11 protein-coding genes and 2 tRNA genes are annotated in these 13,281 nt (G+C 66.5%); 6 read left to right on the top strand and 7 right to left on the bottom strand.

Annotated features, from left to right (window positions below):
* Positions 1 to 5 precede the first annotated feature (5 nt).
* From ACW172_RS00865 to ACW172_RS00855, 3 genes are all read right to left on the bottom strand, one after another.
* A complete protein-coding gene (locus tag ACW172_RS00865) occupies positions 6 to 482 on the bottom strand; it encodes a phage tail protein (protein WP_492033315.1) in 477 nt (158 codons plus the stop codon).
* 35 nt (positions 483 to 517) lie between these two features.
* Positions 518 to 2,074 carry a hypothetical protein gene (locus tag ACW172_RS00860; RefSeq protein WP_492033314.1) on the bottom strand — a complete coding sequence of 519 codons (1,557 nt, stop codon included), beginning with the start codon at positions 2,072 to 2,074 and terminating at the stop codon, positions 518 to 520.
* Positions 2,075 to 2,442: 368 nt separating this feature from the next.
* A tRNA-Asn gene (locus ACW172_RS00855) sits at positions 2,443 to 2,517 on the bottom strand.
* Positions 2,518 to 2,583: 66 nt separating this feature from the next.
* Here ACW172_RS00855 and ACW172_RS00850 point away from each other — a divergent pair.
* Together ACW172_RS00850 and ACW172_RS00845 are read left to right on the top strand one after the other, a co-directional pair.
* Positions 2,584 to 3,384 (top strand): TrmH family RNA methyltransferase, encoded by an 801-nt coding sequence (locus ACW172_RS00850; RefSeq protein WP_492033313.1) that lies wholly within the window; start codon positions 2,584 to 2,586, stop codon positions 3,382 to 3,384.
* Positions 3,385 to 3,738: 354 nt separating this feature from the next.
* The gene (locus ACW172_RS00845; RefSeq protein WP_492033312.1) at positions 3,739 to 5,388 is read left to right on the top strand and encodes a M28 family metallopeptidase; all 1,650 of its coding nucleotides are present in this window, start codon (positions 3,739 to 3,741) and stop codon (positions 5,386 to 5,388) included.
* Positions 5,389 to 5,452: 64 nt separating this feature from the next.
* Here the strand turns inward: ACW172_RS00845 and ACW172_RS00840 are convergent, their stop codons facing one another.
* On the bottom strand, positions 5,453 to 5,845 hold the full coding sequence (locus tag ACW172_RS00840; RefSeq protein WP_492033311.1) for a DoxX family protein: 393 nt from the start codon (positions 5,843 to 5,845) through the stop codon (positions 5,453 to 5,455).
* Between the two features lie 77 nt (positions 5,846 to 5,922).
* On the bottom strand, positions 5,923 to 6,621 hold the full coding sequence (locus tag ACW172_RS00835; RefSeq protein WP_492033310.1) for a pirin family protein: 699 nt from the start codon (positions 6,619 to 6,621) through the stop codon (positions 5,923 to 5,925).
* 147 nt (positions 6,622 to 6,768) lie between these two features.
* On the opposite strand from ACW172_RS00835, the gene ACW172_RS00830 reads away from it, so the two are divergent.
* From ACW172_RS00830 to ACW172_RS00820, 3 genes are all read left to right on the top strand, one after another.
* Positions 6,769 to 7,701, top strand: a complete 933-nt coding sequence (locus ACW172_RS00830) for a LysR family transcriptional regulator (RefSeq protein WP_492033309.1) — start codon at positions 6,769 to 6,771, stop codon at positions 7,699 to 7,701.
* 43 nt (positions 7,702 to 7,744) lie between these two features.
* Positions 7,745 to 8,131 carry a hypothetical protein gene (locus ACW172_RS00825; protein ID WP_492033308.1) on the top strand — a complete coding sequence of 129 codons (387 nt, stop codon included), beginning with the start codon at positions 7,745 to 7,747 and terminating at the stop codon, positions 8,129 to 8,131.
* A 102-nt stretch (positions 8,132 to 8,233) separates the two neighbouring features.
* Positions 8,234 to 11,095, top strand: a complete 2,862-nt coding sequence (locus ACW172_RS00820) for a M16 family metallopeptidase (RefSeq protein ID WP_492033307.1) — start codon at positions 8,234 to 8,236, stop codon at positions 11,093 to 11,095.
* A gap of 83 nt (positions 11,096 to 11,178) precedes the next feature.
* Here ACW172_RS00820 and ACW172_RS00815 read toward each other — a convergent pair whose 3' ends face one another.
* Complete coding sequence (locus tag ACW172_RS00815; protein WP_492033306.1) at positions 11,179 to 12,099, bottom strand: hypothetical protein; 921 nt, start codon at positions 12,097 to 12,099, stop codon at positions 11,179 to 11,181.
* Positions 12,100 to 12,339: 240 nt separating this feature from the next.
* Positions 12,340 to 12,413: transfer RNA gene (locus tag ACW172_RS00810), tRNA-Cys, on the bottom strand.
* A gap of 130 nt (positions 12,414 to 12,543) precedes the next feature.
* Between ACW172_RS00810 and ACW172_RS00805 the strand changes: the two genes are divergently transcribed.
* On the top strand, positions 12,544 to 13,173 hold the full coding sequence (locus ACW172_RS00805; RefSeq protein WP_492033305.1) for a protein-L-isoaspartate O-methyltransferase family protein: 630 nt from the start codon (positions 12,544 to 12,546) through the stop codon (positions 13,171 to 13,173).
* The last annotated feature ends 108 nt before the right edge of the window (positions 13,174 to 13,281 follow it).

Genomic DNA, 13,281 nt, shown 5'->3' with positions numbered 1-13,281 from the left:
CGCGATCAGCCGCCGGCGTAGATCAGATAGTAGACATAGACGTTCTTGGGGCGCGTTTCGGTGCTTCCGCCGGTCGCGCCCGTCGCATTGGCCGTCATCGTACCCTGGAGATAGACCGGATAGTCGCCCTGACCGTGATATCCCCACGGCTGCCCGAGGGCGTGGGCGTGCGAAACTATTTCATCCTGCTGTCGCGTACCGACCGCGTCGCCGGTGTTGCCGCCGGCGGCCTGGGCTGTTCGGCCGGTGGTATCGGGATCGTTGCCGGCTCCGCCGTCGACGCCGCGCAGGAACATGCCGCGCAGATCCGGCAGGTTGAAACTGGTGCTGTCGCCGCCGAAGGCGTTGTCCAGGGCGCCCGAGAGCGCGGGGTAGTCGGTGCTGGCCAGCGGTCGACCGTCGCACAGGAGCCAGTTGGCCGGCAGGCTGTTCAGATTGGAGCCGACGAAGGGAATGATGGCGCCGACGGGCAGGGTGGTCATGGGGTTCGCTCGCATGTCTGGAATGGGATCGTGGGTCAGCTGATGGCGACGGCGCGCAGGGCGTAGCCCGCGGTCGTCTGGCCCTCGGCCGGCGTGACGGTGATGGTGACGGTGTTCAGACCCACCACCAGGTAGTCGTAGAAGTCGTTGGAGGTGTAGTCCTTGCTCCGCAGGGTGACGGAGGTGAGGTTGTCCGTGCCGCTGCCCGACTCGCGCGCGTCGACGTGACGGACGATCGGGGACACCGGGTGCGCCGGATCGGGTTCGTTGACGAGGATGGTCACGACACAGCCCGCATCCGTCAGTTTCCAGTGCTTGAGATGCAGGGCCAACTCGACCAGTTCGTCGGTCACCTTGAAGTAGAGGGTGGTCTGGGCGGGCGCGGCGGCGGTGACGGCCGAGGCCGAAAGCACGGTGTCGTTGGTCGCGGGAGCGTCGAAGCCGGAGCCCGTGACATAGAGGGTGTTGGCGCCGCTCTTCGCCCGGAAGGGGGCGCCGTTTGACGCCGGGGCGCAGATGAACTCGCCCTTGACGAAGCCGACGATCGCCCCGTTGCGGGACCCTGTGGCCAGGATGGGATCGAGCGCCAGAAGCGGCAGGTTCAACGACACGGTGTCGACGGCCTTGTTCGCCGCCGCGATCACCAGGGAGGCGCCCTTGGAGTCGTGCGTGCCCTGCCAGTAGGTGATGGCGTGATCGAAGGCGACGATCTCGTCGGTCGTCGCCGCGTCGCCCTCGAGGGTGAAGATCCAGCGGGCCGTCGCGACGAAATCGACCCCGAACTGCGACAGCTCGCTGGGCGGGTACAGGAAGGTGCCGTCCCACAGCCGCTTGCCGACGAAGGGCGGCATGTCGATCTGCGGCGCCGTAGCCTGAAGATTGCGATAGTCGATGACGTTCCAGGGATACTCCTGCCCCCACACCCAGGAGAGCGTCTGTTTGGCGCTGTCCAGGAAGGCGTAGGAGGCCCAGTCCTTGACCGTCATCGACGCCCCGGTGCCGTTGAGGGCGGACTGGGAGCTGGTATGCCCTTGCGATTTCGACTGTTCGGTGGTGGAGGTGGTGGAGTGACCCATGCTGGCCGAGACGCCGCCGGTCGCCGCCTCTCCGAAGAAGCCCACGGAATCGGACACCTCATAGGAGTTGGTGACCGAGAGGGAGGAGCCCGAGGAATACTGGACGGAGTTGGCCTGATCAGCGCTCGTGGACTGGTTGCCGCTGGTCGAGACCGAGGCGTTGAGCGTCCTGGGGTGATAGTCCTCGATGATGAACTGCAGCCCCGCGGCGGTCGTGGAGGGCGTGACCATCTGCACCGCCAGCACCGGATAGCCGCTGTAGGAGGTGACCTGGTTCAGGGCGTTGAAGGAATTGGCCAGGGTGCTGGACAGGCTGAGCTTCTGATGCAGCGAGACGATGTAGCCCCGCATGGCCTTCAGCCCCCCGACCGGGCCGGCCGCGCCGTAGGACTGCCGTAGATCCCTGTATTCCTTGACCTCGTAAAGGCTGGCCAGGACGCCGATCTGTTCGGGCACCGTGGCGCCGATCGTCACCGGGGATTGTTGCACCAGGGCGTTGATGTAGCGTGCCGTCATGAATCCTCCGCCTGGACGATCGCCGCATGCCCCTGGGCGGGGTGTGGGCGGCGTCGCCCCTTGTGATTGAGGCCGTGCCAGGCACGACGAGGACGCAGCCTCCATCCCGTCCGTGCGGCGCGCCGCGACTTGCGCCGCGGCCAAGCCTGGTCGAACGGCTCTTGCACCCTTGGGGTGTGAGTCGGATTGGTTTCATCCCTGACGCGATAGGGGCCGAGCTTGGGCGCAAAATCAAGCGGCCCGGCGAGGCGTCCCACATTCGGGACGCGGCCGCGTCGGCGATACGTCAACCCGGCCGAGGCAGGGCGGAAAGCGGAAGGTTGTCGGGGGGTCTGTTAAGTCAACAACGCAGATGACTTGGGCCGAGATGGCTCCGCAGGTAGGATTCGAACCTACGACCAGCCGATTAACAGTCGGCTGCTCTACCACTGAGCTACTGCGGAACATCTGCTCGGGAGGCGGGCGTATAGCAGTGGCCTCGCGCGTCTTGCAACGGCTAATGTGGGGCCATGCGCATCATTTCCATCGAGGCCCCGGATGATCCCCGGATCGCCGCCTATCGCGATATCAAGGAGCGCGACCTGACCGGGCGGGAAGGGCTGTTCATCGCCGAAGGGGAGGTGGTGCTGCGCAATCTGGTCTCGTTCGCCAGCCTGTGCCGGCCCAGCTCGATGCTGCTGGCCGAGAAGCGAATAGCGGCGCTTGAGCCCCTGATCGCCGCCGCCCCGGACGATATGCCGGTCTATGCGGCCAGCCAGGCGGTGCTCGATTCGGTCGCGGGCTTTCCCCTGCATCGGGGCATACTGGCGCTCGGCGAGAAGCCCGCGCCGGAAGAGGCGTCCGTGGTGCTGGACCGGCTGGGCGAGGATGCCGTGGTCGTCGCGGCCGAGGGCATCGGCAACCACGACAACATCGGCGGCCTGTTCCGCAATGCGGCGGCCTTCGGGGCCGGGGCGGTGCTGCTGGACGACCGGTGTGGCGATCCCTTCTATCGCAAGTCGATCCGGGTCTCGGTCGGGGCGGTGCTGCGCACGCCGTCGCCGCGACCCCTGCCGCTGGAAGAGTTGGTCGAGACCCTGAAGGCGGCGCGGTTCGAGGTCATCGCCCTGACGCCCTCGGCGACCGAACCCCTGGCGGCGCTCAGGCCCGGCGGACGCCGCGCCCTGCTGCTGGGTTCCGAGGGGCCGGGCCTGCCGCAGGGGATCATCGACCGTTGCCGCGCGGTGGGGATCGCCATGGCGGGAGGCTTCGATTCCCTGAACGTGGCCGCGACCTCGGCCATCGCCCTGCATCAGCTGACCCGCGCCTGACGGCTGCGAACCGCTGGCGAATTCGCCACCCACGTGAGGGTCGGCGAAGCAATTGCGCCCATCGGGTGACAATCATGCGAAATCAGGCCGTTAACGCTTTGTTGACCTTGCCGAAACCGCGGTTCCGTGTCGCCATGCGTCCGGGGAGATTGTCATGGGCAGCATTCTGGATTTCGTCACCCGCAACGGCCGCATCGCGACGGCTTTGGGCGTGGTGGTTTTCGCGGTCAGCACGGCCGGCGCCATCGGTTGGATGACCGCTCCGGTCTAGCCGATTCAGGGCGTTAGAGGTCGACACGACGGCCGTCGGGGGGCAGGGTTCGCCCGTCCCCGACCAGCTGCCGAGTCCGTCTGATGCCCCTGCACAAATCGATCACCGCTTCCGCCGTCGCCCTGCTGCTGGCGAGCGCAGCGTCCGTTGCGAGCGCCCAGGATCCGCAACACATCGATCCGGCGCGGCTGAACGCCCATATCGCGGCCCTCGCCGACGACGCCATGGGCGGGCGCGGCCCGACCACGCCGGGCGAAGAGGCGGCGGTGAACTATGTCGCCGACCAGTTCAAGGCCATGGGGCTGGAGCCTGCGGGCGATGACGGCGGCTGGTTCCAGACCGTGCCGATCAACCGCTTCCTCCAGGATGGTCCGGCCGTTCTCACCGCCAAGGCGGGCGGCGAGGCCCTGACCTTCAATCGCGGAACCGACATCATCGTCGGCAGCCATCGGCCGGTGTCCCGCATCACCCTGACCGACGTGCCCGTGGTCTTCGTCGGCTATGGCGTGACGGCGCCCGAGCGCGGCTGGGACGACTTCAAGGGCGTGGATGTGCGCGGCAAGATCGTGCTGATGCTGGTCAACGACCCGGACTTCGAAGTCGCCGCCGACAGCCCCGTGGCGGGCAAGTTCGACGGCAAGGGCATGACCTACTACGGCCGCTGGGTCTACAAGTTCGAGGAGGCCGCGCGTCGCGGCGCGGCGGGGGTGCTGGTCATCCATGAGACCGCCGGCGCCGGTTATCCGTGGACCACGCTGCAGAACTCCTCCACCGCCGCCGGCTTCGACATCGTGCGCCAGAACGTCGAGGCCGAGCGGGTCCAGGCCCAGGGATGGATCCAGCAGCCGATCGCGGCGAAGCTGATGGCCGCCGCCGGCCTGGACTATGCGACGCTCAAGGCCCAGGCCCAGACGGCGGACTTCCATCCGGTGGCACTGGACGGCGTCACCCTGTCGATGGACTTCGGCCTCAAGTACGAGCGACTGACGACCCGCAACGTCGCGGGCAAGCTGACCGGCACGACGCGCCCGAACGAGACGGTGATGTTCGGCGCCCACTGGGACGCCTTCGGCCACGCGACGCCCAACGCCCAGGGCGACGACATCTACAACGGCGCGGTCGACAACGCCTCGGGCGTCGCCGGGGTGCTGGAGCTGGCGCGGCTGTTCGCCGCCGCCCCGCGCACGGAAAGGTCCGAGATCTTCGTCTCCTGGGCCGCCGAGGAGGCGGGGCTGCTGGGGGCCTACTACTATGCCGCCCACCCGCTGGTGCCGCTGGAGACCACGGTCGCCAACATCAATATGGACTCGCTTCTGCCCGGCGGGCCGTCGCCCGAGATCGTGGTCATCGGCTATGGCAAGACCGATCTGCAGGACCGGCTGGCGCGCGATGCGGCGAAGGAGGGCCGGACCCTGATCGCCGACCCGGCGCCGCAGGTCGGGGCCTTCTACCGCTCGGACCACTTCCCGCTGGCGAAGATGGGGGTGCCGGCCCTGTTCGCGGCGGCGGGCTTTACCGGAGCGTCCGAGGCCAGCCGGATCTATGTCCGCGACCGCTATCACCAGCCGACCGACGCCTGGGAGCCGGGCTGGGACATGACCGGCGCCGCGGCCGACGTCCAGTTGCTCTATGACGTGGGCCGCGAGCTGGCGACAGGGACCGACTGGCCCAGATGGACCCCCGGCAATGAGTTCGAGGGCGTCCGCGAAGCCAGCGCGGCCTCCCGGAAGTAGGCGGATACGAAAACGGCCCGGAGCGAACTCCGGGCCGTTTGTCATTGACGCTCAGGCTGTCAGCTTACTTGCGCTTGCTGTCCAGGCTCCAGGCGCCCGCGCCGGCGCAGGCCAGGTACAGGAAGATGAAACAGAACAGGATGGCCGCGTCGCCGCCGTTCACGGCCGGATACGGGCTCTTGGGGAAGTGGAACATCCAGTAGGCGACGGCCATTTCGCCGGCGAGGACGAAGGCGGCCGGACGGGTGAACAGGCCCAGGATGATCAGGGCGCCGCCGACGACTTCAAGCACGGCGCCGATCCAGAACAGGCTGAACATCGGGACCACGCCGGGCTGGGCGCCGTCGGGGAAGCCCCACAGCTTGATCACGCCGTGAGCGAGGAACAGCAGGCCCGCGACGATGCGGAGGGCGGCGAGGGCGCGGGGCGCCCAGGGAGCGGTATTGAAGGAAGCCATTGTCTTTCTTTCTCTGAAGAGAGGCCCGACGGCTGTGAGACCGCCGGGTCTTATTGAAACAGTGTTAGTTCCAGTTATCAGGCAGCGTCAACCAGGACAATCTCTGCATCCTTGATTGCGCGAACCGTCAAGGTTTCTTCGTCGGTGATGGCGACGCCGTCACGGGCATTGAGCAGGACACCGTTGACCTCGACCTCGCCGAGGGCGGGGACCAGATAGCCGCGGCGGCCGGCGCCCAGGGGATAGGTCGCCGTTTCACCGGCCTTCAGCGTCGCGCCCACGACCCGCGCATCGGTGCGGATGGGAAGCGCGTCCGTGTCGTCCTCGAAGCCCGAGGCCAGAACCACGAACTGACCGGCGCGGTCGCCCTTGGGGAAGGGCTTGGCGCCCCAGGCGGGTTTCTCACCGCGACGGGTCGGCTCGATCCAGATCTGGAAGATCCGGGTCAGGTCCGGCTCGGCGTTGTATTCGGCGTGGCGGATGCCGGTGCCGGCGCTCATGACCTGAACGTCGCCGGCGACGGTGCGGCCCTTGTTGCCCAGGCTGTCTTCATGGGTGATGGCCCCTTCGCGGACATAGGTGATGATCTCCATGTCGGCGTGCGGGTGGGGCGGGAAGCCCGAGCCGGCGGCGATCTCGTCGTCGTTCCAGACCCGCAAGGACCCCCAGCTCATCCGCTTGGGGTCGTAGTAGTTGGCGAAGGAGAAGTGGTGCTTGGCGTTCAGCCAACCGTGGTTGGCGCCGCCCAGGGATTCAAAAGGTCTGCGCTCGATCATCGTCTCGTCTCCGCGGTCCCGGCAGGGGCGGGGACATCCCCGCCGCGCTCGCCGCCGCTCTTGGCTTGAGGGCAAGATAGCGATCCGCTACCGATCAGAAATAGAAACAGCGGAAACACATCGTTTCCACCAGCGGTCCTGAAACCCATGTCGAAACTGCCCGACCTCGAAGCCCTCGCCATCTTCGCCAAGGTGGCCGAGACCCAGTCCTTCTCGGGCGCGGCCGAGGCGCTGAACCTGTCCAAGGCGACGGTGTCCAAGGCCGTCAGCCGGCTGGAGGTGCGTCTGGGCACGACCCTGCTGCACCGGACCTCGCGCCGCTTCGCCCTGACCGAACAGGGCAGGGGTCTGGCCGCCCGCGCCGCCCAGATGGTCGCCGAGGGCGAGGCCGCCGAGGCCCAGGCCCTCGACCAGTCGATGAACCCGCGCGGCCTGGTGCGCCTCGCCGCGCCGATGTCGTTCGGCATCGCCTATGTCGCGCCCGCCCTGCCGGAGTTCCTGGCGCGTCACCCCGACGTCTCCATCGACCTGCATCTGTCCGACGAGGTGGTCGATCTGGTCGGCGGCGGCTTCGACTGCGCCCTCAGGATCGCGGCCCTGCCGGACTCGTCGCTGACGGCGCGCAAGCTTCGCACCATCAAGCGCCATCTGGTCGCCTCGCCCGAATATGTCGCCCAGCGCGGCCGGCCCCAGGACCCGGAGGAGCTCTCGCGCCATTCCTGCTTCGGCTATGCCTATCTGCCGACGCCCAACACCTGGAAGTTCCGGCACAGGACCGACGGGCGCGAGGTCATGGTCCGGCCGCACGGTCCCTTGCGCGCCAACAACGCCGACGCCCTGACCGCCGCGCTCCTCGCCGGCCTGGGCATCGCGGAACAGCCCGACTTCTTCCACTGGGACGACCTCGCCAAAGGCCGTCTGGAGATCCTGCTGCCCGACTGGGAGCTGCCGCGCATCGACCTGCATCTGGTGGCGCCCGGGGGCGGGCCGAGACCGGCGCGGGTCACGGCCCTGATGGACTATCTGGCCGGCCGGTTCGCGGGACCGCTGTGGCCGGGCGACACCGGCGGCAAACGCTGATCTTGCGCATTGCCAGACGGCGGCAGCGGCCTATTCTGGCGCCATGAAAACCCTGATCGCCGTCCTGTCTCTCGGTCTCGCGCTCGCGGCCTGCGGGTCTCCGCCCGCGCGGACCGCGCCCAAGGCCGAGGATGACCCCGTCAAGGCCACCCGCGCCCTGTTCGGGACCGACGACTGGAACCTGATCGGCGGCAAATGCGTCGCCATCCTCGAGCTTCCGGCCAATGCGGGCCAGACGGAGAACGACGCCGCCCACACCCGCTGGAAGAAATGGCTGGAACACAGCATCCAGTCGGAGCTGGCCGGGCAGATGGTCACCCTGAACAAACAGACCTTCGCCGCCTCGCCGGCGGACACCCTCACGGCGGCCGCCACCTACTGCCGGGGCAAGATCGACGAGGTCGCGCCGCAGACCGCGCCCGCGGCCTGACCGCCGTCCGGGCGTCGAGCCGCCGCATTACAGATCGGTCACTTTTCCCGCCGCGCTTGCGGGCCTAGGTCTGGAGCAGACCTGTCCGGAAAGTGAAATCGCATGAAGTTCCGTCTGTTGGCCGCCGCCTCCGCCGCCGCCCTCCTGGCCGCCGCCCCCGCCTTCGCCGAGGGCGCCGCATCGCCGCCCGCCGCCGCCACCGCCACCGCCGGGATCGAGGTGCCGCCGCTGGGCTTCACCAAGCGCACCCTGGCCAACGGTCTGGACGTCTATACGGCGCGGGATGCCTCGACCTCGAACGTCACGGTCCAGGTCTGGTACCGCGTCGGCTCCAAGGACGACCCCCAGCAGCGCTCGGGCTTCGCCCACCTGTTCGAACACCTGATGTTCAAGGCCACCAAGGACTTCCCGGACGAGACCTTCGACCGCCTGACCGAGGACGTGGGCGGCAACAACAACGCCTTCACCTCCGACGACGTCACCGCCTATCACGAGACCATCCCGGCCAATCACCTGCAGCGGCTGATCTTCGCCGAGGCCACCCGTCTGGGCTCGCTGGTCGTCAATGAGGACGTCTTCAAGTCCGAGCGCGACGTCGTGAAGGAAGAGTACCGCCAGAGCGTCCTCTCCAGCCCCTATGGCCGCCTGTTCGGCCTGTTCGCCCCGGCGACCATCTATCAGGACAGCCCCTACCGCCGCTCGACCATAGGCTCGATCGAGGATCTGGACGCGGCGACCATCGACGACGTGCGCCGCTTCCACGCCACCTACTACCGCCCGGACAACGCCATCCTGATCGTGGCGGGCAATTTCGACGAAGCCCAGCTGAACGGCTGGATCGACCAGTATTTCGGCCCCCTGACCAACCCGGACCGCCCCCTGCCGGTCAATGACGTCAAGGAGCCCGAGCCGACCGGCCCGCGCGAGGCGACCTTCTACGCTCCCAATGTGCCGCTGCCGGCGGTGGTCGTGGCCTACCCGACTGTGGCCTACAAGGATGAGGACCGCATTCCGCTGACCGTGCTGGACGGCATTCTGTCGACCGGCGAGAGCTCCAGGCTCTATCGCTCGCTGGTCTATGATCAGCAGATCGCCGCCCAGATCGGCTCCAGCCCGGATTCCTCGCAGCAGGCCGGCAATCTGCAGGTCTATGCGATCATGGCCGGCGGCCATACGCCGGAGGAGGGGATCGCCGCCCTGAACGCCGAGGTGGCGAAGTTCCGCGACGCCCCCGTCACCGCCGCCGAACTGACCGAGGCCAAGAACGAACTGGTCGCCGACGCCCTGAGGAACCGCGAAACGGTCGACGATCGCGCCAACGTCCTCGGTTTCGCCCTGATCAACACCAATGACGCCTCGGTGGCGGACCGCGAGATCGCAGCCATCCAGGCCGTGACCGCCGCCGACATCCAGCGCGTCGCCCGCCGCTATCTGACGCCCGAGCGCAGCATCACGATGCGCTATCTGAACGCCGACGCCGAACATCCGGTGACCCAGCAGAACACCCGGGTCACCGCCCCGGTCCAGATCGCCGATCTGGCCCCCGCCGGCGAAGTCCTGACCCTGCTGCCGGAGGCGCAGCGTGCGAAACTGCCCGAGCCCACCGCCGCCGTCTCGCCCACGACCCCCGCGGTCGCCGAGGCGCGGCTGGACAACGGCATGCGCATTCTGGTGGTCAACAAGCCGGGTCTGCCGCTGGTCTCGGCCCGTCTCAGCTTCGACGCCGGTTCGGCCGATGACGGCCCGGGCAAGTCGGGCGTCGCGGCCATGACCGCCAACCTCCTGACCCAGGGCACCACGACCCGCGATGCGCCCCAGATCGCCACCCAGATCGAACAACTGGGCGCCTCGATCGGCGCGGGCGCCGGGTCCGACTTCACCAGCGTCTACGCCAACGCACCGGCCGACGTCTTCCCCCAGGCCGTGGCCCTGATGGCCGATCTGGTCCGCAACCCGACCTTCGCCGAGGAGGAGCTGGACCGCCAGCGGACCCAGACCCTCGACGGCCTCAAGGTGTCCCTGGCCTCGCCGGGTCAGGTGGCCTCCATGGTCTCGGGCCGGGTGGTCTATGGCGACGCCCCCTATGGCGCGCCGGGCATCGGCACGGTCACCACGGTTCCGGCCCTGACCCGCGCCGACGTCGTGGCCTTCCACGCCGCCCGCTACCAGCCGTCGGACGCCACCCTGGTGTTCAGCGGCGACATCACCCCGGAAGCGGCCCGGGCCCTCGCCCAGTCGGCCTTCGGCGACTGGCGCGGGTCGGGCTCCGACGCGGCGGCGGCCAATGCGGCCGCGGCTCCGGCCGGCCAGACCCTGTCGCCGCGCGTGGTGGTGATCGACCAGCCGGGCGCCGGTCAGGCGGCGGTGGTCGCGGCCCTGCGCGGCGTGCCCCGCGTCAACGCCGACTACTTCCCCCTGACGCTGGGCAACACCCTGCTGGGTGGCAGCTTCACCTCGCGCCTCAATCAGGAAATCCGCATCAAGCGCGGCCTCAGCTACGGCACCCGTTCGTCGCTGGGCCTGCGCGAAGGCCCCGGCCTGTTCACCGCCTCGGCCCAGACCAAGAACGAGACCGCCGTCGAGGTGTCGGACCTGATTCTGGCCGAGATCGAGCGTCTGGACACGACCCAGCCGACCGAGAGCGAACTGACCACCCGCCGCGCCATCCTGACCGGCGCCTTCGGCTCCCAGCTGGAAACGGTGGACGGTCTGGGCTCGCTGGTGGCCAATCTCGCCCTCTACGACCTGCCGATGAGCGATCTGGCCGCCTATGCCGGCAATGTCGCCGCCGTGGACGGTCCCTCGGTCCAGGCCGCCTTCGCCCGCGCCCTGCCGGTCTCCAACGCCAGCCTGGTCATCGTCGGCGATGCGTCGAAATTCATCGACGCCCTGCGCGCCAAACACCCGAACGTCGAGGTCATCCCGGTCTCCAGCCTGAATCTGGATACGGGCGCCCTGAAGTAGGAAAGAGAAAGGGGGGAGGGCTCGCGCCGCTCCCCCCTTACTCCCGCGAATCCTCGCCCGACCGAGCTTCCCAAAGGTGGGGATCAGATATCCTCAGCCGCACCGTATGAATGGTCTCCTATACCTACCGCCATCACTCCCCTCACTCGAGTGTATTCGTCCGGTATGTCTGAAGAAAATTCGATACGGTCAAAATCTTTTGTGGCTAACGGCCTAAATCGTTCGGGGTTGTGGTGCATTGGTATCGACGTGTTGCCAAACCAAAGCGTGAGGTATACTGCGGAGTCGGTTACATGATCTGTAGAATCGTTCCGAAGTTGAGAAGCGATGGCATTTCCGTGGGTTTTTTCTAATTTAAACGGAATATTTTCGCCAGTAGCGTCCGGCATGTAGTATCCGTCTCTCAATGGTGCGGGATTGGCGAACGCTCCGATGAGATGGAAGTCTCTCACCCACTTCCTGTCAAAGATGCAAGTTGGGGAGCTATCCGGTAGGTGAATTTCGACTCTTTGAGAGTCGGTACTTTTGCATGCCCGATAAATCTCAAATGCATTTTCTAATAGACGAGAATTAGTAAACTCTTCTAGCTTTCGCGGTTTTATATCCTCATCTTTTGTATTTACGACGGTTTCTGCCGGGCTGCGAGATACGATAAGGTCGTAAAGTCCTTTATCACCGAAGCACAATGTCCAAATCACTAGGCCAAAAGCAGCGTAGTTTGCTACGGTTTGTGCCCTGCTTTGCGAAATTGGGTCATCAATGCTTGAGTTTATTATATTTTTTACGGCATATCTTATCCAGATTACGAGGCTTCCCCGAGTAGGGGGCGCGACGATGTTGATTTGGAAATCACATTTATTACCCAGAACTTCTGAGGTGGTCGCGAGGAAATTTTCTAAAGAAGAAGCGATTTGGCCGATTTGGACCGCCGATACTTCGGGGGCTTCAGATTCTTTGTTGCCGTGGAAGCATAATGCTGTTGCGTCGTTCGGTATGCTTGTCATGCTGACCCCGTATATCGCTGGTCACTATACCTAACAGCACGGCTAGTCGCGTTTCAATCATGCCGCGGAGTTGATCCTCCGCCCATTGAGTGAACCGGGGGGCGAGAATGATCTGCTTGATCCGCCAAGGGATCGAAGCAGATAGTCTACAAGCTGCGCGTCGCGGCGTCGCTCTGCCAAATAGAGTGCTGGGTGATCGGGGGTCAGGTCGCTTCCGACCTAACCCCCCTGATCCCGCGATGGAGGCCTGACCCGGAATCGAACCGGGGTGCAAGGATTTGCAGTCCTCTGCGTAACCACTCCGCCATCAGGCCGTCGGGAACCCCGAAAGGGGCCCCGTCGTCATCGGGAGGCGTTCGCTATCAGATCGGATTGTCCGCTGCAACGCACGGACCTATAAGCACGGCAGATTTTCCTCTCTGAACGCACAAGGATTCGCCGCCGATGGATTACGCCGCCGCGCGCAAGGTCATGGTGGACTCGCAGGTCCGGGTGAATGACGTCACCGATCGCAGCCTGCAGGCCGCGCTCAACAGCGTGCCACGCGAGCGTTTCTGCGCCCCGGAACGCGCCTTCGCCGCCTATGCCGAGGTCGAGACCGAGATCACCCCGACCCGCAAGCTGATGATGGCCCGTGATGTGGCCAAGCTGCTGCAGGCGACCGACGCCCGCGCGGGCGAGACGGCCCTGGTCGTCGCCGGCCCCTATGCCGCGGCCCTGCTGGCCCATCTGGGCCTGACCGTCACGGCCCAGGAGGCCGATGCGGCGGTGTTCGAGATCGCGGGCGAGGCCCTGGCCGAGGCCGGCGTGACCACCGTCGTGGCCCCGGTCACCGAGCCCTCGGGCGGCGACTACGACATTATCGTCTCGGAAATGGCGACCCCGGTCCGCCCCGAGGCCTGGATCAAGGCGCTCAAGGTCGGCGGCCGTCTGGTCGTCGTCGAACGCCCCGGCACGGCGGGCAAGGCCGTGCTCTACGTCCGTGGCCGCGAGGGTCTGTCGCGTCGCGAACTGTTCGATTCCAACCCCCAGGTTATGGCGGAAATGTCGCCCCCGATGATTTTCGCACTGTAGTGTCCATTTTTCCGCCGGGCGGGGGTGGCGGGCGCGTGAAAAAAACTTAACTGGCGTGGCGTAGGCGGAATGCGCTCTACGCGAGAATAGAAGTGTCCAGGGACGCGC

The sequence above is a fragment of the Brevundimonas sp. ALps5 genome, assembly GCF_058681645.1.
Note: the sequence above shows the minus strand (reverse complement) of the source record. Positions and strands in the feature narration are given on the sequence as shown.